The following is a 21,925-nucleotide window of genomic DNA, read 5'->3' as shown; positions in this document are numbered from 1 at the left end:
TCGGGGCGGAGCGGATTGTCAGTGGGGGACGGCACAATCGCCGTATGACGACGATCAATTGGGCCGAACTGACCCATGCCTACGGTTCCGCCGAGGACATCCCGGCCCTGTTCGCGCGGCTCGGTGGCGCCGAGGACGACGCGGTGTGGCAGGAGTTGTGGGGTTCGCTCTGCCACCAGGGTTCGGTGTACGACGCGAGCTGGGCGGCGCTGCCGGTGCTCACGGAAATCGCGCTGGGCCGGGCGCCCGGCGAGCCGACCCAGGCGGTGGTCATGGCCGGGCTGATCGCGACGGACCCGGACGACGACTGCCACGCGCGGTACGCCCCGGAGTTCGGGCAACTGCGCAAAGTCGCACGGGAGTTGATCGCCTTCCCCGAGCCGGATCCGCACACCTTCGTCTATCTCCAGATGTCCGTCCTCGCCTTCGAGCGCGCCGGGGTCTGGGCGGAGGCGCTGGAGGGCGTGAACAGCGAGGAGTTCGAGGTGGAGTGCCCGCACTGCGAGCACTGCCTGTTCGTCGCCTTCGGCGCGTACGGCTTCTTCGCCTCGGCCGGTGACTACGTGCCCGGCCGCGACACCGGGGCACAGGGGCGGACCGCGTTGCTGCCCGCCGACCCCGGCCAACTCGACGGTGTGGGGGCCCGGTTGTACGGCGAGGCGGTCGAGGCGGGGCGCGCGGAGGTCGCCCGGGCACTGACGTACGTGTTCGGGAAGGCCCGTTGCCCCGACTGCGACGCCGTGTTCACGGTCTCGGAGGCGGTGGAGAGGCAGCGGGCCTGAGCGGGCGCGGCCGGGTGCCCCGGGCGGGGGCAGGGCACCCGGCCGGGCATCAGCGCCTGGCGGTGGGGGTGTTGGCGACCGTGACGTTCACGGCGGCCCACGCCTTGTCGACGGTCTTGTACTCGGTGCCGCTCGCGCCGTAGAGGTCCGCCGCCGCCTTCAGCGTCGCGAGGCGCGCGTCGTGGAAGTCGGTCGTCGAGACCATGTAGCGGGTGAGCGCGCGGTAGAAGATCGCCGTGGCCTTGGTGCGGCCGATGCCCTCGACCGTGGAACCGTCGTAGGTGGGCGAGTTGTAGGCGACCCCGCCGACCGTCTTGCGGCCGCTGCCCTCCGCGAGGAGGTAGTACGCGTGCGAGGAGACGCCGGAGCCGGCGTGCACCTCGGCGTCGTACGTCCGGGGCGACCAGTAGTCGATCGTCCCCTCCAGCCTGTCGAGGGAGGGGTGGTCGAGGCGGCGCAGGAACTTCTGGGCCAGTCCGAGCTTCTCGCCGATCAGGTAGTTCGGCGGGTTCTTCGGGTTGGCGGCGCTGAACTCGACGTCGGAGCCGAAGATGTCGGCGAGGGACTCGTTGAGGGAGCCGGGCTCGCCGTACTGGTTGCCGTCCGCGTCGACGCGGGTCGGCTCCAGCTGGGCGGTCGCGTCGACGACGCCGTGGGTGAGTTCGTGGCCGGTGACGTCGAGGACGACGAGCGGCTTCTTGAACAGGTCGCCGTCACCGTCGCCGTAGAGCATGCAGTCGCAGGTCGGGTCCCAGAAGGCGTTGCCGACCCCGCTGCCGAAGTGGACCATGGCGCGGGCGCCCTTGCCGTTGTTCTCGATGCCCTTGCGGCCGAAGGTCTTCTTGTAGAAGTCGAGGGTCTTGGTGATGCCGTACTGGGCGTCGACGGCCGCGGTGTCGCGGTGCGAGACGGAGCCGTTGCCCCACTTGTCGGTGGTGCTGGTGAACTTGACGCCCCGGGCGAAGCTCTCCAGCTCGTGGTTCCTCGCGTCGCGGGTCTCGGTGCCCCAGCGGGTGGGGTCCTTGAGGAGGTAGCTGGTGCGGGCCGTCTGGGTGGTGGTCAGCGGGACCTTGCCGACGAAGAGGGAGCTTCCGGTGCCGGTGGCGGTGACCGGGTAGTGGACCGTGCGGGTCGCGGCGGCGCCGGTGAGCGCGGTCGGCTGTACGGCCGTCCCGGTGGCGGGGTCGAGCGTCTCGCCGCGGCGGCGCAGGGTGTCGATCAGCTTGGGCGAGAGGAACTCGTCGCTGTCGGGCGCGTTGCTGCGCACCTTGCCGGTGACGGCGTCGATGACGACCGTGCGCGAGCCGCCGCCGTCCGCGGTGCCGCTGCCGCTGACCGGCACCTGGTAGGCGAGGGCCGCGCCGCCGGCGCGGGCGTCCACCACGAGCCGGGCGCTGCCCGCGTCGCCCTGGGCGACCGCGGCGGCCTTCTCCTCGGCCTGCCGGGCCGTCAGGGTGGCCTTCGTGGTGGCGGGCCGGACGGTGTGGTCGGCGGCGCGGGTGACCCCGGTGTACGCCAGCCGGTGGTCGAGGTGGACGACGAGGTCGCCGCCGAGGACGGGCAGGCCCTGGTGGGTCCGTACGAACCGGACGTGGCGTGCGCCCTCCGGGTCGATCAGCACGTCCTGGGCGCGCAGCGCGTCGCCCTGGACGACGCCCGTGGCCGAGGCGTGGGCGAAGGCGGCGGCGCGGGCCGCCTCGACGACCGGCGCGGCGGTGGCGCCGGCGGAGGCGGTGGTCCGGTCGGCCCCCGTGGCCGGTCCCGCGAACGCCGTGCCGGCCAGTCCGGTGGCGGTCGTCGTCACCGCGGCCGCGATCGCCAGGGCGCGTATGTGGGCTCTACGCATGGATGAGGGTTCCTCCGTTCGGGACGGCCGGGATCGCCAACCGCCCGCATACATGGCGCTGTTGGACGCGCCACGGGGACTGGTCGGGCCCCGGGACGACCCTTACGGATCGGTCATGTGCATGTAAAGCCTGGATCGTCGCTATTCCTGCGTTTCATGGCAATACTTTGCGATTTGATCTCGCTAGGTGATCGCCAAGTGACCAACTGTGCGTCGCCTGTGGAGAGGTGACGGAGCACGGGTAGGTTGCCTCGCTCCGATGTGACCGATCTCGCAGACGGAGACGCGCCACCGGTACGGCACCCGAGCTCCGTGGCCGGGAACCGCCGTGGCCCCGCCGGGCGTTGGACCGGACGACGACTCACCCACGGGTGCGAGCGAGGGCGGCGCCATGAACGAGCTGGTCCCCGGCGGCAATCTGCCCCTTCCGGGCGGCGCCCTGACGCTGCGGGTGCCCGGCCCCTTCGACCTGTCCGCGCTCGTCACCGACGACAGCGGCAAGGTCGGCGGCGACCAGGACTTCGTCTTCTACAACCAGTCGGCAGCGCCCGGGTTGCGGCTGCGGGACGACGCGCTCGGCGTCGAGCCCGGCCGGCTGCGGGCCGGCGCCACCCGGGTCACCGTCGTCGTCAGCCCCGGCGAACCCGGCACTCCCCTGGGCCGGTTGCCCGTGCCCACGCTCCACGTCCTGGACCCGGCGGGCCGTCCGCTGGCCCGCTTCACCCCGGCCCGCACCGGGCGGGAGACGGTGCTGCTCCTGGCCGAGCTGTACCGGCGGGGCACCGGCTGGAAGGTGCGCGCGCTCGGCCAGGGGTACGCCGACGGACTCTCGGGCCTGGCACGGGACTTCGGGGTGGACGTCATCGAGGACCGGAGCCCGGCGCCCACCGGCCCGGGCGCGGCACCGGCCGCGCCTCCGCACTCCGCCGCCGCGCCCGGCCGCCTCCCCTCCCCCGCGACCTTCCTCGCGCCCGGCGCCTCCGTCGCGGACCCCGAGGGATTCCTCGGCCTCGTCAACTCCGCCCGGAATCAAGCCGGTTCACCTCCGGTCGTCCTCGACCCCCGGCTCATGAGCGCCGCCCGGGCGCACGCCGCCGAGATGGCCGCCGCCGGGTCCCTGAGCGCGGAGGGCCGGGACGGCACCTCCGTCTTCCAGCGGGTCACCCTCGCCGGGTACCGCTGCCTCACGGTGGGCGAGCACCTCGTCTCCGGTCCGCGCACCCCGGCGGAGTTCGTCGCGTACTGTCTGCGCACCGAGCGGCCCCGCCGTACGCTGCACGACCCGGTCCGCACCGACGCCGGATTCGGGTACGTCCGCGACGGCCGCTCCGGGGACACCTACTGGACGGCGCTGTGGGCCGTACCGCTCACCGCCGGAGCGCTGACCCGGACGGCCGACGAGGTGGTCCGCCGCACCAACGGGGAGCGCGCCCGCGCCGGGCTGCCGCCGCTGGCCGTCGATCCGCTGCTCACCGCCGCCGCGCAGGCACACAGTGCGGACATGGTCGCCCGTGACTTCTACGCGCACACCTCACCCGACGGCGCGCAGCCCTGGGACCGGGCCGCCGCCGCGGGCTCCCGACGGCGTTCCATCGGGGAGAACATCGCCTGCGGCCAGCGCTCCGCCGCCGAGGTCGTCGACGGCTGGATGAACAGCCCCGGGCACCGGGCGAACATCCTCAAGCCGGCCTTCACCCACCTCGGCGTCGGCGTGTCGGGCGGCGGCCGGACGGGGACGTACTGGACCCAGCTCTTCGGCGCCTGACGCGACGGCCTGGCGGGGGCTCGCCGCACGATCTTGGCGGAACGGAAGCGTCCGCGACAGGATGCCCGCATGAAGGGTGATCTGTTTTCCAACGAGCACATGGTGCAGCCGGCCACCGCGCCGGGCATGGCGGTCGAGAACGCGAAGTGCATCCGGTACACGGTGAACGGCGAGATGCTCGCCCGCCAGGGGGCGATGATCGCCTACCGGGGCAACCTCCAGTTCGAACGCAAGGGCCAGGGCGTGGGCGGGATGCTCAAGCGCGCGGTGACCGGTGAGGGGTTGCCGCTGATGGCGGTGCGCGGCCAGGGTGAGGCGTGGTTCGCGCACGAGGCCCAGAACTGTTTCGTCGTGGACATAGATCCCGGCGACGAGTTCACGGTCAACGGCCGTAACGTGCTCTGCTTCGACGCCTCACTGTCGTACCAGATCAAGACCGTGAAGGGGTCCGGCATCGCGGGCGGCGGCCTGTTCAACAGCGTTTTCTCCGGACAGGGCAAGCTGGGACTGGTCTGCGAGGGCAACCCGCTGGTCATACCCGTCTCGCCGCAGTACCCGGTCTACGTCGACACCGACGCGATCGTCGGCTGGACCGCCCACCTCCAGACCTCGCTGCACCGTTCGCAGTCCATCGGTTCCATGCTGCGCGGCGGCTCCGGCGAGGCCGTCCAACTGATGCTCCAGGGCGAGGGGTTCGTCGTCGTGCGGCCCAGCGAGGAGGTGCCGCAGAAGCCGCAGCAGCACTGAGGCCCGTCGAATGATCCGGGTCGCAGAGGCAACCTCCCGGGCCGTACCGCCGTCTTGATCCTCAACAACGCCCGACGCCCTGGCCCCCCACGGGCCAGGGCTGATTTCCGGCGCACTATACACACCATGTATACACAGAATGTCTACATGAGGTGCATACGGACCGAAAGGCATCGATGTACGGCAAGGCATTCGCCCCGGAGTACCAGGGCGCCCTCACCACTCTCTCAGTGAACTCCCCCCTCGCGGACGTACTGGCCGCCGGCACCGAGCAGTTGGCGGCGGCCGAGCGGTCGGGAGAGCGCGGTGAGGCGGCCCGCTCGGGGCTCGCCGTCGCCGAGGCGCACCGCCGGCTCGGCCAGGTGCGCGAGGCGGACCAGGCGTGGAAAGCCAGTTACCGTGCCGCCCGTGCGGCCGGGGACACCGCCGCGATGGCGTGGGCCCTGTGGAGCGGCGGCACCCTGGCCCGGCAACGCGGCGCGTTCCCACTGGCCCGGCGGCTGCTGGACCTCGCGGCCCAACTCGGCGAGCTCGGCGGCGACATCGTCGTCCGCGGCTACTCACTGGCCGGGCTCGCCGAGACGGGCCGCATCCAGGGCGACTACGAGGCGGTCGCCCGGCTGCACGAACAACTGCTGGCCGAGGCCCGCCGACGCGGCGAGGCCCGGCACACGGTCTGGGCGCTGGAGGGCATCGCCCAGATCCACCGCAACACCGGTTCCTACGACACGGCGTACGCGATGTTCGAGGAGGCGGCCGGGATAGCGGCGGGCGCCGACGACCGGCGCGGGCACGCCTGGGCGCTGCGCGGGCTCGCCGACATCGTCTCGGTGCGCGACGGGGACACCGGGCGGGCGCTCGCCCTGCTCTCCGAGGCGGAGGAGAGCTGCCGGGCGATGCAGCTGTCGAGCGCGCTGGCCTACAACCACAAGATGCGCGGCAACGTCCTCTACCGCGCCGGGCGTTACGCCGAGGCGCGGGACCTCTACGAGGAGGCACTCGAGGAGTTCCGGGCGATGAGCGAGCCGCGCGGCGAGGCGCTCTCCCGGCTCGGCCTCGCCAAGTCGCTGGCCAGGCTGGGCCGCGACCGGACCGAGACGGCGGCCGAACTGACCGAACTGGCAGGCGTGCTGGAGCGGATCGGACTGCGGCACGCGCACCGGATGGTGGCCCGGGCTCAGGAGGAGCTGGGCCTCACGGCGGAGGTCGCACGGTGACAGCGCTCCGCTCGGCCGTGGCGACCCCGGCCGCACCCCAAGTCCTCGACCGCTGCCGGGAGTTGGTGCGGCCCGCACTGGAGGAGGCGGTCGGGCGGCTGCATCCGTGGACGGGCGAGATGGCCGCGTACTCGTTCGGCTGGTGCGAGGTGGGCGGCGCGCCCGCCGCCGCGCCGGGCGGCAAGGGCGTGCGGCAGGCACTCGCCGTGCTGGGCGCGGAGGCCGCCGGGGCGCCGGAACGGGCCGGGGTCACCGCCGCGGTGGCGGTGGAGCTGGTGCACACCTTCTCGCTGCTGCACGACGACATCATGGACGGCGACCCGACCCGGCGCCGCCGCCCCACCGTGTGGAAGGCCTACGGCACGGGTCCGGCCGTCCTCGCGGGCGACGCCCTGTTCGCGCTCGCCGTGGAGACGCTCGCGGCGGCACCGGGCGGTCCCGGCGGCATCCGGCTGCTCTCCGCGGCCCTCGCCGACCTGGTGCGCGGGCAGGCGGACGACCTGCTCTTCACGGCGCGTCCCTGGACCGGGCCGGAACGGGTGGACCCGGACGAGTACCGGACCATGGCCGAGCAGAAGACGGGGGCGCTGCTGGGCTGCGCGGCGGCGCTCGGAGCCGTCCTCGGCGGCGCCTCCCCGGCGACGGTGGCCGCGCTCGACCGGGCCGGACGGCGGCTGGGGGTCGCGTTCCAGCTGGTCGACGACGTGCTGGGGATCTGGGGCGACCCGGAGGTCACCGGCAAGCCCGTCCACGGCGATCTGCGGGAGCGCAAGAAGACGTTCCCGGTGCTGGCCGCGCTCGCCTCGCCCTGCCACGACGCCCCGCGCCTGGCCCGCCTCCTGGAGTCGGGGCGGGATCCCGGCACGGCGGCGGCGCTGGTCGAGGCGGCCGGGGGCCGCCGGGCGGCACTCGCCGAGGCCCGCCGGCAGCTCGCCGGGGTGGAGAGCGCCCTGTCCGGCGTGCCGCTGGCGGCCGGACCCGTCGACGAACTGCGCACTCTGCTGGAGTTCCTGGTCCGCCGCGAACTCTGACGGAGCCGCCGATTTGACCCGCGCGCCGTCGCGGGGCGAGGGTGCGGACGAGCGCGGACCTCCGCCTTCCCGCGCCGAAAGGGTGGTTGTCGTGATCGGCGTACCGGACATCGAGGTCGCGGCCGAGCGGATCGCCGGACACGTGCTGCGCACTCCGACGGTGTCGAGCCCCGGCCTGTCGGAGCTGCTCGGGGTCCCGGTCACCGCCAAGCTGGAGCTGCTCCAGCGCACCGGTTCCTTCAAGGCGCGCGGCGCGACGGCGAAACTGCGGGCACTGAGCGGGGCCGAACTGGCCGCCGGCGTGGTGGCGGTCAGCGGCGGCAACCATGGGATCGCGCTGGCGGTGATGGCGGCGGCGCTCGACGTGAAGGCGACGGTGGTCATGCCGCGCTCGGCGCCCGCGCGGTCCGTCGAGATCGTCGAGGCGGCGGGGGCGTCGCTGCGGCTGACCGACGACATGCCGAGCGCGTTCGCCCTCGTCAACCGGTTGCGGGACGAGGGGCTGACCCTGGTCCACCCCTTCGACGACCCGGTGGTGATCGCTGGACAGGGCACCGTGGGGCTGGAGTTCGCCGACGACGCCGGTGAACTCACCGATGTGCTGGTCAGCATCGGCGGCGGCGGACTGATCGCCGGAGTCGCGGCGGCGCTGCGCGCCCGCCGCCCCGACGTCCGCGTCTGGGGCGTGGAGACCGAGGGCGCCGATGCCATGTCCCGGGCGCTGGCGGCGGGCGGCCCGGTGCCGGTCACCCCCTCCTCGATCGTGACCACGCTCAGCGCCCCGTCCGTCTCGCAGCTGACGTACGACCATGTCTCCGCCCTGGTCACGGAGGTGCTCGTGGTCTCCGACCGGGAGGCCGTGCGGGGCTCCCTGGAGCTCGCCGAGCACGCCAAGGTGTGGACGGAGCCGGCCGCCGGCTGTCTGCTGCCCGCGGCGCGGCAGGTCCTGGAGCGGGTCGGTGAGGGCGCCCGGCTCGGGCTGGTGGTCTGCGGGGGCAACGCCACGCCCGGCGCCATGGCGGCCTGGTCGGAACGGTTCGGGCTGCGTTGAACAAACGCCAACGGGCCTTATGGACAAGCGAGTTCGAAGGGTCGAACGGACGGCATATTCGACAGGCAGTTCGCATTCGGGTTCAACGTGTCCCCGTTTGCCACGGGTTACCACCAGGTCGGCCCAGGTCCATTCGGTCATGGGCGGCCTGTCGCCCGGGAAAGGTCCGTACCCGGCCGGGTGCGCGGCGGGGCGTACGACTGCTCCACCGCACGTGAGAGGCCTCAGACCCCGCGAACGTCCGTTATTTCAGGGCCAGTTGCTCCCGGTCGTTGAATAAAGGGCAGGAATCACCGGCCAATTGGCCGCCAATTGAACGCACCCCGCCGTGCCCGCCGTACTTCTGGGAAAGGTAAGTGCCCGGGTTCAACGAGGGATGGCCATGGTCGAGGCGCACGTCTCCGTACACGAGTTGATTGCCGGGAGATACCGGCTCATGGAGGTCGCGCACCGCGAGACGAACCGGATCGCCTGGTACGGCGAGGACACCGCCGCCGGACGCCCCTGCCTGCTCACCCGGATCGGGCTGCCCGCCGACCCCGGCGGGGAGACCGCCCGGCTGACCACGGACCGCATCCTGCGCACCTCCGAGGTGATGGGAGGGCTCCGGCCGGGCGCGGTCGCCACGGTCGCCGACGCCGTCGTGGAGGGCGGCACCCTGTGGACGGTCACCGACTGGATCGACGGCACACCGCTCGGCGAACTCCTCGCCCGTCACGGCACGTTCACCGCCGCCCGGGCCGCCCGGATCGGGCTCGACGTGCTCGACGTGCTGGAGGCGGCGCACAGCGAGGGCATCACCCACGGCGAGCTCAGCCCCGGCCAGGTCTTCGTCCGGGACGGCGGCGGGATCGTCCTCACCGGCTTCGGGGTCGCGGGCGCCACCCTCGTCCCCCGCGTCACCGCCCCGTCGTACGCCTCCCCCGAGCAGGCCCGCGACGAGCGCATCGGGCCGGCCGCCGACCTGTGGGCGCTGGGCGCGATCCTCTACACCCTGGTCGAGGGGCATCCGCCGTTCCGCGACCGGGGCCGGCCGGAGGCCACCCTGAAGGGTGTGGACCGGTTGCCGCTGCGCGCGCCGTCGCGGGCCGGGCCGCTGGCGCAGGTCGTACTGGGGCTGCTGCGCAAGAACTCCCGGGAGCGGCTGAGCCGCCCGGTGGCACGCGACGCCCTCCTCCGGGTCCTCGACGAGGACCCGGACGGCACCGGGGAGACCGCCCCGGTGCCCCGTACCCGCCGGGCCTACCACGCCGTCCTGGGTGCGGGAATCACCTGGAGCGGGCGGGGCATGGCCGCCGGGACCGCGCTGGCCGTGGGGACCGTCACCGTCGCCGTCCTCGCCGCCACCCACCGGCTGCCCGGCACCGAGTCCTCGGCGGCGCCCGTACCCGGCCCGGCGACGACCGCCTCCGCCTCCGCCACCGCCGGCGCGCCGGGCGACCGGGTCGACGGTCACGCCTCAGGGCCGGCCGCCACGCCGTCACCCACGTCGAAGTCGTCCACCGCCCCGTCGGCGTCCGCGTCCGCCTCGTCCCCGTCGGCCGCCGCCTCGGCCGCCGCCTCGCCCGGCCCGTCCGCCAGTGCCTCGGCCCTGCCCGCGGGCTTCCGCGTGTTCACGGCCCCCGAGGGCTTCTCCGTCGCTCTGCCCCGGGGCTGGCAGCCGATCGGCACCACGCGGCGGTCCGGCCAGGCCTACCGGGTCGAGTTCGGCGCCTCCGGCGATCCGCGCACGCTCGCCGTGACGTACAGCACCCAGGCCGGCCCCGATCCCGTCGCCGTCTGGCGGGACGACGTGCTGCCGAACCTCTCCAGGACCGTGGGCTTCCGGCAGATCGGAGCCATCAGGGCCACCACGTACCAGCACGACAAGGCCGCCGACCTGGAGTGGTTCTCCGGCACCGGGAGCCGACGGCTGCGCACCTTCGGGCGGGGCTTCCTCATCGGCGGCGGCCGCAGCTTCTCGCTACGCTGGACGACCCCGGCCGCCGAGTGGAACAGCACCGCCGACCGCCAGGCCCTCGGTACGTTCCTGAACACGTTCCGCCGGTGAGCGAGTTGAGGGCCTCGACCAGCGAGGGGCGGGCCCGTCAAAGCACCGGCAATGGGCGGATATAGGCTGCGGGTCCGCACCCCACGCCACGCACCCGACTCAGGAGACCCGCCTTGACCCTGGCGACCGACCCGGCCGAGACCATCCCCGCCCCTTCCGACGCAGACGACCTCGTGACACGCGACGCGCGGGAGTTCGGGGCTTACGCGCGCACCGGCGGGTGGGCCTTCGGGCTGAAGGTGGCGCGCAGTGTGCGGCCCGGCGGGCAGGGCGCGCAGGAGACGCCGAAGGTGTCCGCGAAGGAGTTCGCCGCACTCGCCGACTGCTCCGCCGAGCGTGTCATGCGCTACTACAAGGCCTGGGACCGGGCCGCCGACGACGGCATGGTCCCGCACTTCGAGGCCCTGGCTCCGGGCCAGGAGGTCGAACTGCCGGACGCCGACGTCTGGTCGACCTACTACGTCGCCCGCTCCAGCGCCACCTCCGAGCGCGGTACCGCCATCACCGAGGCCGCCGAGGCCGAGGGCATCCGGCCCACCAAGGCGCTGGAGGTCGCGGAGAACCCCACCGCGCTGCGCGCCGCGATCCTCGCCGACCCCTCCACGGCGCGGGCCGCCCGGCAGGCCCTGCTCGACCGGGTGCGCGAAGACCCGGACCTCCAGGCCGAATTGGCGCGTGACGTGGTCCGCACCGACGACCTGAAGAAGGCGGTGGCGACGGAGAGCCGCTCGGCCGACCGGATCGGCTACGTCCGCCAGATCGCCGAGTCGGGACAGGTCAGGACCCCGGCCGGACAGACGATCGACGCGCCCGCCGACGTACGCCAGGAGGCCGAGCGGCATCTGTCGCTGCTCGACGAACTGGACGACGACGAGGACACCGGCGGATGGGCCACCGAGGCCTACGACACCGTGAAGAACCTGGTGGCCGAGGCGGTCCAGGCCGATCCCGAACTGCGCGTCCAGGAGAAGCGGACCAAGTTCTACAGCAGTCTGCAGAAAGCGACGAAGGCCTTCGAGGAACTGACCTTCGACGACGCGCAGGAGTTCTACGAGGACGACATGGTACAGCGTCTCGAAGAGCTCCAGGAGGCCATCGGCAGCTGCCTCACGGCCCTGCGTGAGCAGCGGGGCACCGCCGGCTGAGTAGCCGTACTCATGCGGCGGTCCGCGGTTCCGGCCACGATGAGGCTCCCGACGACCAGGGAGTCACACCGTGGCCTTTTCCGCATCCGCCCCCCGACGCCGACTCCCGTTGCTGATGGCCGGGTTGGTGGTGGCGGGGATGGCCGTCTCCGCCTGGCACGCGCTGGATCCCACGACCTGGCTGCTGGAGACCGTGTGGGTGATCGTCGGCCTGCCGGTGATCGTCCTGCTCTGGCGCCGCTTCCCGATGACCGACCTGCTGTGCTGCCTGCTCGCCGTGCACGCCCTGGTCCTCGCCGTGGGCGGCCACTACACCTACGCGCAGGTGCCGCTGGGCGACTGGCTCCGCTCCGCGTTCGATCTGAGCCGCAATCCCTACGACCGGATCGGCCACCTCACGCAGGGCTTCGTACCGGCCGTGCTGGTACGGGAGTTGCTCGTCCGCACCTCTCCGCTGCGCGGCAGCCGCTGGCTGGCGCCGCTCACGGTCTGCGCGTGCCTGGCGTTCAGCGCGCTCTTCGAGTTGTTCGAGTGGGCGGCGGCCGTGATCGGCGGCCATGGCGCGGACGCCTTCCTGGCCACTCAGGGGGATGTGTGGGACACGCAGTGGGACATGTTCTGCGCGCTGATCGGGGCCACCGTGTCGGTGCTGGTGCTGAGCCGGGCGCACGACCGGCAGCTGGCACGGCTCGGGGGAGACCTGGCCGCCTCCCCCGGGCCGGTGCTCACTACCAGCGGTTCTCGACCTGCTCCTTGATCCGGCGGTCGTAGAGGTTTTGGATCGCCGTGCGGGTCTCCTCGGAGAGGGCGGGCAACGCGGCGGCGGCCGCGTTGGCGCGGGCCTGTTCGGCGGAACGGGCGCCCGGGATGACCGTGGTGACGCCGGGCTGGTCGATGATCCAGCGCAGCGCCAGCTGGGCCGGGGTGTATCCCTCGGGGGCGAGCGCGGAGAACTCGGCCGCCGCCTCCACACCCCTCACGAAGTCGACGCCGGAGAAGGTCTCGCCCTGGTCGAAGGACTCGCCGTGCCGGTTGTAGGTGCGGTGGTCGTTCTCCGGGAAGACCGTGTCCCGGGTGTACTTGCCGGAGAGCAGCCCGGAGGCGAGCGGGACCCGGACGATGACGCCGACACCGGCCGCCCTGGCCGCCGGCAGGACCTCGCGCAGCGGCTTCATCCGGAACGCGTTGAGGATGATCTGCAAGCTCGCCACGTTCGGCCGGGCAATCGCGGTGAGGGCCTCCTCGCAGGTCTCCACGCTGACCCCGTAGGCGGCGACGCGCTCCTCCTCGACCAGGGTGTCCAGGGCGTCGAACACCTCGTCGGAGGAGTAGACCGACGTCGGCGGGCAGTGCAGCTGCACCAGGTCGATCCGGTCGACGCCGAGGTTGCGGCGGGAGCGGTCGTTCCAGGCGCGGAAGTTGTCGAGGACGTAGTTCTGCGGGATCTGCTCGACCCGGCGCCCCATCTTCGTGGCGACCAGGACGCGGAGGTCGGGACGGCTGCCCAGGAAGGCCGCGATGGCCTGTTCGCTGCGCCCGTCGCCGTACACGTCGGCCGTGTCGAAGAAGGTGACCCCCGACTCCGCCGCCGCCTCCAGTACCGCCAGTGCGTCCTTGTCGTCCACGTCGCCCCAGTCGGCGCCCAGCTGCCAGGTGCCGAGACCGACGACGGATGCCTGCCGGCCCGTCCTACCGATTACACGTTCGTCCATGGCCCCAGTCTGTCAGCCGCCCGTCCGGCACCCGGAACGGGCTCCTCCGGTCACCGACCGGGCGGCGGCGGGCACCCACGATCCGTGTCCGCCGGGGTCTACGAGTCCGGTCGGGCCGGGTCCCGGCGCCCTGGTCGGCGTCCGGGAGTCCGGCTCCCCGCCCGGCGTCGCGCGGAGCCGGGCGGGTGGCTCAGCGGGGCGTCAACTGGCCCTGCACAGTGGGTCCGTAGCGTTCCACGATCGTCTCGATCGCCGTGGCGCGCAGCCGGGTGCCGCGCGCGATGCCGTACATGACGCCGAGGCCGAGGAGGGTCGCCACCGCCAGTTCGGCGCGCAGGCCGGCGTCGGGGCCGGTGAGCCGTTCGGTGAGGCGGTCGACCACCTGGGCACGGAAGTTGTCGCGCAGGATGTCGCCGCGGTCGCCGTGCAGGGGCGCGAACGCGATCCGCAGCAGCGGGTCGGCGCCCCGCTCGCGCTGACCGGTCACGACATGCCGGACCATGTGCCGGCCGAGTCCGTCGAGCGGAGCGTCGAGCAGGGCGTCCGCGTCGCTCTCGAAGGACATGACACGGGCGAACAGGGCGTCCTTGTTGCCGAAGTACTTGAGGACGAGCGGGGGACTGACACCCGCCCGGTCGGCGACGGCCTTGAGGGTGATGTCGGTGTGCGCGGTCCGCGCCAGCAGATGGCGGGCCGCCCGGAGGATGGCCGCCTTGGTCGCCTCGGCGTCCCTGCGTGCGGACGGGGAGGCGGTGGGTGGGGTGCTCACGCCGCTCATGCTCCCTCCAGCGCCCCGTCGCGCGCGCCGCGGGTGCGGTTCCCCGCTCCGCGGGTGCCGCCGGAGGCGGGGTCGCCGGGGATGGTCAGCGCCGTCGCGCTCGCCAGCAGGGCGACCACGCCGGCGACGCCGAACGCCAGGAGGTAGCCGTGCAGCGTGGGCAGCGGAACACCGCCCACCGGGCTGGTGTGGTGCACGAGCACGGCGGCGACGGCGGCACTGGAGGTGGCCTGGCCGACGGTGCGCATCAGGACGTTGACCCCGTTGGCCGACGCGGTCTGTCCGGCGGGGACGGCGCGCAGGATGAGGGTGGGGAGCGCGGAGTAGGCGAAGGTGGTGCCGGTGGCCACCACCGTGGCGCCGAGGATGATCATCCACAGGTCGCGGCTGTCGGCGATGCGCACGGCGTAGCCGAGCGCGATGACGGCGGCGCCGATGGCGAGCGTGACGCGCGGGCCGCGGGCCGTCGAGATCCGTGCGGAGACGGGCGAGAGCAGCAGCATGGTGATGCCGCCGGGCAGCAGGCAGAGACCGGTCTGCACGATGGAGAGGCCGAGCCCGTAGCCGGTGGCCCTGGGCGCCTGCACCAGTTGGGCGGTCACCAGCGAGTTGGCGTAGAACGCGAAGCCCGTCAGGAGGGCCGCCACGTGGGAGAGGCCGACCCTGGGGCGTGCCACCAGCCGCAGGTCCACCAGGGGCCGGGCGGCGCGCAGTTGCTGCCGGCACCACAGCCCGAGGACGACGGCCGCGCCGAGGAACAGCGCCGACACGCGCGGGCTGCCCCACCCCCACTGACCGCCCTGGGACACCCCGAGCAGCAGACAGACCAGGCCGGCGGCGAGGCCCACCGCGCCGGCCACGTCGAAGCGGCCCGGCTCGCGGACGGGCGACTCGCGCACCGCCCACCAGACGGCGCTCAGCCCCAGCACGCCGAGGGCGGCGCAGACCCAGAACATGACGTGCCAGTCGGCGTACTGGACGATCAGCGCCGCGAGCGGGAGGCCGAGCGCGGCCCCGATACCGACGGTGGAACTCATCAGCGCCACCGCGCTGCCCCGCCGCTCCGGCGGGAGTTCGTCCCGGAGGATGCTGATGGAGAGCGGTACGACGGCGGAGGCGGCGCCCTGGAGGGCGCGGGCGGCGATGAGGACGCGGATGTCGGAGGAGAGCGCGCACATGACCGAGCCGAGGGTCATCAGCCCGAGGGCGCCGGTCAGGACCCGCCGCTTGCCGTACATGTCGCCGGCGCTGCCCAGCACCGGGGTGAGCACGGCCCCCGAGAGCAGGGTCGCCGTGACCATCCAGGAGACGGCGCCCGCGGAAGCACCGGTGAGCCGGGGCAGGTCGGGCAGGAGGGGGACGACGACGGTCTGCATGACGGCCATCAGGATTCCGCCGAAGGCCAGCACCGGGACCGTGAACCGGCTCCGCGAGGTGGGCGGCGCGGCGGGAGCGGCGGGCGCGGCGGATATCGGGGCGGGCTGGTCCATCGGCACTCCAGTGGACACGGAAAAGCGGGTGAATGAGAATTCACCCTATCTGGTGAATACCCATTCACCCGCCGCTCACGACCGTGACGGAGGCCCGCCGGGGGTCAGTCGCGGGAGGTGAGCGCCCGCGCGTGCACCGTGCGCGCGACCTTCGGGCCGAGCCAGCGCTTCAACCGGCGCAGCGCCTCCAGCCGGCCCGCCGCCTTGTCGATGCCGTAGTAGAGCTGGGGCGGGACGTAGGGCAGCAGGGGCGAGTGGCGCTGGCCGAGCAGGGCGAACATGCGGTGCGGTGGGAGGTCGATGTAGCGGGCCAGGTTCTCGTACCACTGGGCGCTGTAGCGGGCCGCGCTCTGGATGGACAGCAGGGCGGACCTGCGTTCCCGCTCGTAGGCGGCGAGGGCCCGCGGGAGTTCGGCGTGCGCGCGCAGGGCGGCGGCCAGTGCCATGGCGTCCTCCAGGGCGAGGGTGGTGCCCGCGCCGATGGAGTAGTGCGTGGTGTGGGCGGCGTCGCCGAGCAGGACGAGGTTGCCGCGGTGCCAGGTGCGGTTGGTCAGGGTGCGGAAGGTGAGCCATGGGGAGCTGCCGTCGGCGGCGGGGCGGCCGATCAGCGGGTGGCCGTCGAGGAGGTCGGCGAAGAGCTTCTCCAGGAGGGCCGGCCCGTCGGCCTCCGCGGCGCGGTCCAGGCCCAGTCCGGTCCAGGTCTCGGGTGCGCACTCGATGACGCAGGTGCTGCCCTCGGGCCCGAACGCGTAGCCGTAGCACCAGATCCAGCCGTGCTCGCTCTCCACGAAGGCGAAGGTGAAGGAGGAGAAGACCTTGCTGGTGCCGAGCCAGATGTACTGGTTGCGGCCGGGGACGAGCGTGGAGCCGAAGTGGTCGGCGTGCCGGGTGCGCACCGCGCTGTGGACGCCGTCGGCGGCCACGACCAGATCGGCGTCGGGCAGGTCGTCGGGGTCGATCTCGTGGTCGAACTCCAGCCGTACGCCGAGCTGTCGGGCCCGTTCGGCGAGGATCTTCAGCAGCCGGTGGCGGCCGATGCCGTGTCCTTCGTCGCCGGGCTGGGAGGTGGTCAGGTCACGGACCCGGGCGACGCCGTCGCTCCAGCGCACCGAATGCTCGTCGACGGCCTGGGCCGACTCGGGGTCGTGGGCGCGGAGTTGGTCGAGCAGTCCGCGCCAGTACGTCACCCCCCAGCCGTAGGTCGAGCCCTCGGCGTTGCGCTCGTAGACGGTGACGTCGTGGGACGGGTCCTGGAGCTTGAGCAGGATCGAGAGATACAGGCCGGCGGGCCCGCCTCCGACACAGGCGACCTTCACGCGCACACCCCTGGAGATTACTCAAAGTGGTCAAGCGGACCCGCAGAGTAGCAGGCGGTGACGTCGGTTCGGCCGCACCGGCGTGCGGGACGGGGGCACACCACCCGGGCGCGTGCGGACGGCGCGGAGGTGCCCCATGTTTCCGGCACCGGTGGATCGGGGGGCGGTTACGCCTCGGCCGTACGGCACTCCGGGTGGCCCCAGCCCTGGGCGTTCTTGGCGATGGGCTCGCCGGCCGCGTAGGAGCGACCGCACAGACAGCGGCCGGGGAACTTGGCCTTGATCGTACGAGCCGTCGAACTCCCGCTCTTGCGGGGCGACTTGGCTCCCGAGGGGCGGGCGGCCTTCTTCGGGGTGTCGGGCGAGGGCGGCGGCTCCGGGGAGCCGAGGTCGCTGCCCGCCGGTTCCTGGACGATGGCCGCCTGGCTGGCCGCGCGGTCGGCGAAGTCGTTCAGCGGGTCACCGTCGACCTGGTGGGCGGGGACGTAGCGGAACTCGACCGAGCGGCCGTCGAGCAGTTCGTCGATGCGGACGACGAGGTCCTGGTTGGCGACCGGCTTGCCGCCGGACGTCTTCCAGCCGTTGCGCTTCCAGCCGGGCAGCCAGGTGGTGACGGCCTTCATGGCGTACTGCGAGTCCATCCGGATCTCCAGCGGTACGTCCGCCGCTGTCGCCGTCAACAGCCGTTCCAGGGCGGTGAGTTCGGCGACGTTGTTGGTGGCTCGGCCCAACGGGCCGGCCTCCCAGCGGGCCGGACCCTCCTTCTCGTCCCCGACGACCCAGGCCCATCCGGCCGGCCCGGGGTTTCCCTTCGAAGCCCCGTCGCACGCGGCCACCACACGTTCACGCATGCGCCCGATCATGCCATGGCCCCGCGCCGCGCCCGGCGGCGGCAGGTGTTCCTAGACGTCCGTGACCGTCGGCGGCTCACCTTCGGTCGTGGTGGCGTCGATCACCGAGAACGAGGCACCCTGCGGATCGCTGAGAGCGGCAAAACGGCCGAAGGGGCTGGTCATGGGGCCGAAGCGGAGGACGGCGCCGAGTCCGACGGCTCGGGCGACGGTGTCGTCGCAGTTCTCGACGGCGAAGTAGACGTTGACGTACGGCGGCACCTCGGGCGGGAACTCCTCGCCCATCCGCATCCGGCCGAGGACCGTCGCCTCACCGATGCCGAACAGCCGGTAGTCGACCCCGGAGTCGTCCATCTGCCGGGCGGCGTAGGGGAAGACGGCCGGGAAGAACGCGTCCGCCTGCTCCGGCCGGCGGGTGTAGATCTCGGCCCAGGCGTAGGCGCCAGGTGTCCCCGTCGTCTCGAAGCCCTCGTGGGTCCCGCCCTGCCACACGCCGAACGCGACGCCGCTCGGGTCGCGGGCCAGGCAGAGCGTGCCGAAGTCCCCCACCCGCATCGGCTCCACCACCACCTCGCCGCCGTTCTCCCGGATCTTGGCCGCGGTGGCGGCCGCGTCCGGTGAGGCGAGGTAGAGACACCACTGCGGCTGCGCGTCCTGGCCCGGCATCGGCGGTACCACGGCGGCGACGGCCTTCCCGTCCAGGTAGGCCTGCGTGTAGTTGCCGTACACCGACGCCGACTCGCCGAAGGTCCAGCCGAGGACCTCGCCGTAGAAGCTCTTCGCCGCCTCGACGTCACCGAACATCGCGTCGGCCCAGCACGGGGTTCCCTCGGGTTGTACGGCCATGACGACGGCCCTCTTCCTCTGTCGACCTGCCCCCGTGCTCACGCTAGTCACCTCCGCGGTGCCCCGCGCGTCGAGGCACCGCACCCCGGGTGTCCGGACGCGCGCCGACTCCCGCCGCCCGCCCGGCCCCGCGCTACGCCCCCGTGTAGGCCCGCTCCAGCTCCGCCAGGTCGAACTTGCCCATCGCCATGAACGCCTTGGTCACCCGGGCCACCTTCTCGGGGTCCGGGTCGGTGATCATCTCGCTGAGCCGGGCGGGGACCACCTGCCAGGACAGCCCGTACCTGTCCTTGAGCCAGCCGCACGGGCCGGGCTCGCCGCCGCCCTCGGTGAGCCTGGTCCAGTAGTAGTCGATCTCCTCCTGGTCCGCGCAGGCGATCTGGAAGGAGACCGCTTCGGTGAAGGTGTACAGCGGCCCGCCGTTCAGTCCGATGAACTTCTGTCCGTTGGCGGTGAACTCCACGGCGAGCACGGAGCCGGCCGGCAGCGGAGCGCCCTCGCCGTACCGGCTGACGCGTCCGATGCCGGAGTTCTTGAAGATCGACACGTAGTGCTGGGCGGCCTCCTCCGCCTGGCCGTCGAACCAGAGACACGTGGTGAATCCGTCGGTGGTCATGTGCACCTCCATGAAGGGGAACGCGGTCACGGGTATCGACCGATCCTCGCCCGGAAACTCATCGGTCCGCCCGCCGGACCGTCCGGACGTCGGGTCCGGCGCCCCCTTCGAGCGGCGGCCGCTCTGCCGTCGGCGAATCTGCTACGGGCCTAGAAATCGGCGGTCGGGGCGGTTCCCGGCCGAGAGTGGGAGCAGGTCACCACCCCACCCCGAAGGAGTGCCGATGTCTCCGCTCACCGCCGTTCCCGCCACGGCCCGTATGCCGCGGGCCGAGGAGGGCGACACCCCGCCCACCCGGTTCGACGACGACCTCGCCGCCCAACTGCTCGCGCGCCGCGTCGTGTTCCTGGGCACCCAGGTCGACGAGGTCTCCGCCAACCGGATCTGCGCCCAGCTCCTCGTCCTGTCGGCGGAGGACCCGAGCACCGACATCAGCCTGTACATCAACAGCCCGGGCGGTTCGGTGACGGCGGGGCTGGCGATCTACGACACGATGCAGCTGATCCCCAACGACGTGTCGACCCTGGTCATGGGATTCGCCGCCAGCATGGGCCAGTTCCTGCTCAGCGTCGGCACGCACGGCAAACGGTTCGCGCTGCCCAACGCGCGGATCATGATGCACCAGCCGTCGGCGGGCATCGGCGGCACCACCGCCGACATCGAGATCCAGGCGGCGAACCTGGACTTCACCAAGCGGGCCATCGAACGCATCACCGCGCACCACACCGGCCAGAGCGAGGAGACCATCTCCCGCGACGGCGACCGCGACCGCTGGTTCACGGCCGAACAGGCCCGGGAGTACGGCATGGTGGACCAGGTCGCGGTCTCGCTCGCCGACATCCGCCCGAACGCCTCCAAGCGACGGATGGGGCTCTGACATGGGGACGTACACGATTCCGAACGTCGTCGAGCGGACCCCGCAGGGCGAGCGGTCGTACGACGTGTTCAGCCGGCTGCTCGCCGAGCGGATCATCTTCCTCGGCACCGAGATCGACGACGGCGTGGCCAACGTCGTCATCGCGCAACTCCTCCACCTGGAGTCGTCGGCCCCCGACAGCGAGATCGCGATCTACATCAACTCGCCCGGCGGTTCCTTCACTTCACTCATGGCGATCTACGACACGATGACGTTCGTGCAGGCGCCGATCTCCACGTTCTGCGTCGGCCAGGCGGCCTCGACGGCGGCCGTGCTGCTGGCCGGCGGGGACCACGGGCGTCGCTTCGTCCTGGAGCACTCACGGGTGCTGCTGGGTCAGCCGGCGAGCGGCGGACAACGCGGCATGGTCTCCGATCTCGCCCTCCAGGCCGCGGAGATGATCCGGATCCGCGCCCAGGTCGAGGAGGTGCTCGCCCGGCACACGCACCACGAAGTCCCGGTCCTCCGCGCCGACATGGACCGCGACAAGGTGTTCACCGCGCGCGAGGCGGTGGCGTACGGCCTCGCCGACGAGGTGCTGACCCGGCGCCTCCTCCCGGTCTGAGCCCACCGGCAGCCCACCGGCAGCCCGCCAACGGCTCCACCAACGGCTCAAGGGCGGCGCGCCGCGGCAGCGCCGTCAGGCCGCCAGGCAGAGGCCGTTGTGGGCCGAAGTCGACGTACCGCGGCGGGTGGTGGAGCCGACCCGGGTCAACTCGCCCTGCGCCAGCGACAACAGGTCGCCGAGGCCGAGGCCGAGCGCGTGGGCGGCGGCCGCGAGGACCTCCGAGGAGGCCTCCTTGCGGCCGCGCTCCACCTCCGAGAGGTACGGCATCGAGATCCTCGCGGCGTCGGCGACGTCCTTCAACGTCCGCTCCTGCGCGAGCCGTTCACGGCGCAGGACATCGCCGACGAGGTCGCGCCAGAGGGGCTCCCTGGGCGCCGGGCCCGGTGCCGGGGAGGGCGCGGGGGCGGGGCGGTCGGACACCGGGGGGCGGGCGGTCCCGGGGTGCCCGGCACGCGGGCGCAGGGGGATGACGCGGGCTTGGTTCGGCGCTTGGCTGCTCACTCCCCCAGCCTAGAAGCGCTCGACTCCAGCGGAAGGGAGCGGCGTTCCGCCCTCGGTGGAATCGCCGACGCGGGAGGTGCCGGACCATGACGATGCGGGACATGTTCGACGGAACGGCCGAGCCGTACCAACGGGCGCGGCCCACCTGTCCGGCGTCACGTCGAGGTACTCGTCGACGGGTGTATCACGCGTCGCCGAGGCCGACCACCGCGCGGACCCGCTTGCCGACCGGGACGCGTTCGACGGAGACCTGGGCGGCGACGGCGTGGACGATCTCCAGCCCGTGCCGGCCCACGCGTGCCGGGTCGCGGGGGAAGCGGCGCGGCAGGGCGACGCTGCTGTCGCAGACGGAGACGGTCACGGTCGTGTCCGTGCCCTCCAGTTCCAGGATGTAGGGACCATTGCTGTGCCGGTCGGCGTTGGTGACCAGTTCACTCACGACGAGGAGCACTTCACCTGCGACCCCGGCACCGACCGTGGCGCACCACTCGGTCTTGAGCTGTTCGAGGAAGAGCCCGGCGAAGGCGCGCGCCTCGGCGATGCATCCCGGTTCACCGGTGTAGTGCGCTGCCCGGCGCAACGGTTCGACGGGTACGTCGAAAGCGGTCTGTACCACATCCCCGTCCAGGTAATCGATCATGCCCGTCTCTCTCAGAAGCCGCCCCGCGTCGTCCGGCCGGACGAGGTCGCAGCAGTC

General features: G+C 72.7%; 21 protein-coding genes. 11 read left to right on the top strand and 10 right to left on the bottom strand.

Features of this window, described 5'->3' with window-relative positions; all coding sequences use genetic code 11:
- Positions 1-44: 44 nt before the first annotated feature.
- Positions 45-782: a hypothetical protein gene (locus ABZT12_RS31690; protein WP_356390923.1), complete on the top strand. Its 738-nt coding sequence runs from the start codon at positions 45-47 to the stop codon at positions 780-782.
- Between the two features lie 49 nt (positions 783-831).
- On the opposite strand, the gene ABZT12_RS31685 is transcribed toward ABZT12_RS31690, so the two are convergent.
- Positions 832-2,628 (bottom strand): M4 family metallopeptidase, encoded by a 1,797-nt coding sequence (locus ABZT12_RS31685; RefSeq protein ID WP_356390921.1) that lies wholly within the window; start codon positions 2,626-2,628, stop codon positions 832-834.
- Positions 2,629-3,019: 391 nt separating this feature from the next.
- On the opposite strand from ABZT12_RS31685, the gene ABZT12_RS31680 reads away from it, so the two are divergent.
- The 8 genes from ABZT12_RS31680 (at position 3,020) to ABZT12_RS31645 (ending at position 12,391) form a co-directional block, all read left to right on the top strand.
- Positions 3,020-4,393 carry a CAP domain-containing protein gene (locus tag ABZT12_RS31680; protein WP_356390919.1) on the top strand — a complete coding sequence of 458 codons (1,374 nt, stop codon included), beginning with the start codon at positions 3,020-3,022 and terminating at the stop codon, positions 4,391-4,393.
- A 69-nt stretch (positions 4,394-4,462) separates the two neighbouring features.
- Positions 4,463-5,140, top strand: coding sequence for an AIM24 family protein (locus ABZT12_RS31675; protein WP_356390917.1), 678 nt, complete (start codon positions 4,463-4,465; stop codon positions 5,138-5,140).
- 176 nt (positions 5,141-5,316) lie between these two features.
- Positions 5,317-6,357 (top strand): tetratricopeptide repeat protein, encoded by a 1,041-nt coding sequence (locus ABZT12_RS31670; protein WP_356390915.1) that lies wholly within the window; start codon positions 5,317-5,319, stop codon positions 6,355-6,357.
- Positions 6,354-7,388, top strand: coding sequence for a polyprenyl synthetase family protein (locus ABZT12_RS31665; RefSeq protein WP_356390913.1), 1,035 nt, complete (start codon positions 6,354-6,356; stop codon positions 7,386-7,388). The genes ABZT12_RS31670 and ABZT12_RS31665 overlap by 4 nt, the downstream gene beginning before the upstream one ends.
- 91 nt (positions 7,389-7,479) lie before the next feature.
- Positions 7,480-8,439: a threonine/serine dehydratase gene (locus tag ABZT12_RS31660; RefSeq protein ID WP_356390911.1), complete on the top strand. Its 960-nt coding sequence runs from the start codon at positions 7,480-7,482 to the stop codon at positions 8,437-8,439.
- Between the two features lie 376 nt (positions 8,440-8,815).
- Positions 8,816-10,489 (top strand): serine/threonine-protein kinase, encoded by a 1,674-nt coding sequence (locus tag ABZT12_RS31655; protein WP_356390909.1) that lies wholly within the window; start codon positions 8,816-8,818, stop codon positions 10,487-10,489.
- Between the two features lie 113 nt (positions 10,490-10,602).
- Positions 10,603-11,634, top strand: a complete 1,032-nt coding sequence (locus ABZT12_RS31650; protein WP_356390908.1) for a hypothetical protein — start codon at positions 10,603-10,605, stop codon at positions 11,632-11,634.
- A gap of 115 nt (positions 11,635-11,749) precedes the next feature.
- Positions 11,750-12,391, top strand: a complete 642-nt coding sequence (locus tag ABZT12_RS31645; RefSeq protein WP_356390986.1) for a DUF2238 domain-containing protein — start codon at positions 11,750-11,752, stop codon at positions 12,389-12,391.
- On the opposite strand, the gene ABZT12_RS31640 is transcribed toward ABZT12_RS31645, so the two are convergent.
- The 7 genes from ABZT12_RS31640 to ABZT12_RS31610 form a co-directional block, all read right to left on the bottom strand.
- On the bottom strand, positions 12,363-13,346 hold the full coding sequence (locus ABZT12_RS31640) for an aldo/keto reductase (RefSeq protein ID WP_356390905.1): 984 nt from the start codon (positions 13,344-13,346) through the stop codon (positions 12,363-12,365). The two genes, ABZT12_RS31645 and ABZT12_RS31640, sit on opposite strands and share 29 nt — an antisense overlap.
- 190 nt (positions 13,347-13,536) lie before the next feature.
- Positions 13,537-14,124 (bottom strand): TetR family transcriptional regulator, encoded by a 588-nt coding sequence (locus ABZT12_RS31635; protein WP_356390903.1) that lies wholly within the window; start codon positions 14,122-14,124, stop codon positions 13,537-13,539.
- Entirely contained in the window at positions 14,121-15,614 is a 1,494-nt protein-coding gene (locus ABZT12_RS31630; protein ID WP_356390901.1) for an MFS transporter, read from the bottom strand. The genes ABZT12_RS31635 and ABZT12_RS31630 overlap by 4 nt, the downstream gene beginning before the upstream one ends.
- Before the next feature lie 104 nt (positions 15,615-15,718).
- Positions 15,719-16,936, bottom strand: coding sequence for an FAD-dependent monooxygenase (locus ABZT12_RS31625; protein ID WP_356390899.1), 1,218 nt, complete (start codon positions 16,934-16,936; stop codon positions 15,719-15,721).
- 161 nt (positions 16,937-17,097) lie between these two features.
- Positions 17,098-17,793, bottom strand: coding sequence for a ribonuclease H (locus tag ABZT12_RS31620; RefSeq protein WP_356390897.1), 696 nt, complete (start codon positions 17,791-17,793; stop codon positions 17,098-17,100).
- Positions 17,794-17,832: 39 nt separating this feature from the next.
- Positions 17,833-18,627: a VOC family protein gene (locus ABZT12_RS31615; RefSeq protein ID WP_356390895.1), complete on the bottom strand. Its 795-nt coding sequence runs from the start codon at positions 18,625-18,627 to the stop codon at positions 17,833-17,835.
- A gap of 133 nt (positions 18,628-18,760) precedes the next feature.
- Complete coding sequence (locus tag ABZT12_RS31610; RefSeq protein WP_356390984.1) at positions 18,761-19,243, bottom strand: VOC family protein; 483 nt, start codon at positions 19,241-19,243, stop codon at positions 18,761-18,763.
- A 223-nt stretch (positions 19,244-19,466) separates the two neighbouring features.
- On the opposite strand from ABZT12_RS31610, the gene ABZT12_RS31605 reads away from it, so the two are divergent.
- Positions 19,467-20,120, top strand: a complete 654-nt coding sequence (locus tag ABZT12_RS31605) for an ATP-dependent Clp protease proteolytic subunit (RefSeq protein WP_356390893.1) — start codon at positions 19,467-19,469, stop codon at positions 20,118-20,120.
- A 1-nt stretch (position 20,121) separates the two neighbouring features.
- Positions 20,122-20,724 carry an ATP-dependent Clp protease proteolytic subunit gene (locus ABZT12_RS31600; RefSeq protein ID WP_356390891.1) on the top strand — a complete coding sequence of 201 codons (603 nt, stop codon included), beginning with the start codon at positions 20,122-20,124 and terminating at the stop codon, positions 20,722-20,724.
- 75 nt (positions 20,725-20,799) lie between these two features.
- On the opposite strand, the gene ABZT12_RS31595 is transcribed toward ABZT12_RS31600, so the two are convergent.
- Positions 20,800-21,228 carry a helix-turn-helix transcriptional regulator gene (locus ABZT12_RS31595; RefSeq protein ID WP_356390889.1) on the bottom strand — a complete coding sequence of 143 codons (429 nt, stop codon included), beginning with the start codon at positions 21,226-21,228 and terminating at the stop codon, positions 20,800-20,802.
- 184 nt (positions 21,229-21,412) lie between these two features.
- A complete protein-coding gene (locus tag ABZT12_RS31590) occupies positions 21,413-21,868 on the bottom strand; it encodes an ATP-binding protein (protein WP_356390887.1) in 456 nt (151 codons plus the stop codon).
- Positions 21,869-21,925 lie beyond the last annotated feature (57 nt).

The organism is Streptomyces sp. NPDC005423 (assembly GCF_040606415.1).
Classification (GTDB): domain Bacteria; phylum Actinomycetota; class Actinomycetes; order Streptomycetales; family Streptomycetaceae; genus Streptomyces.
This window is presented reverse-complemented; position numbering and strand designations above follow the sequence as displayed.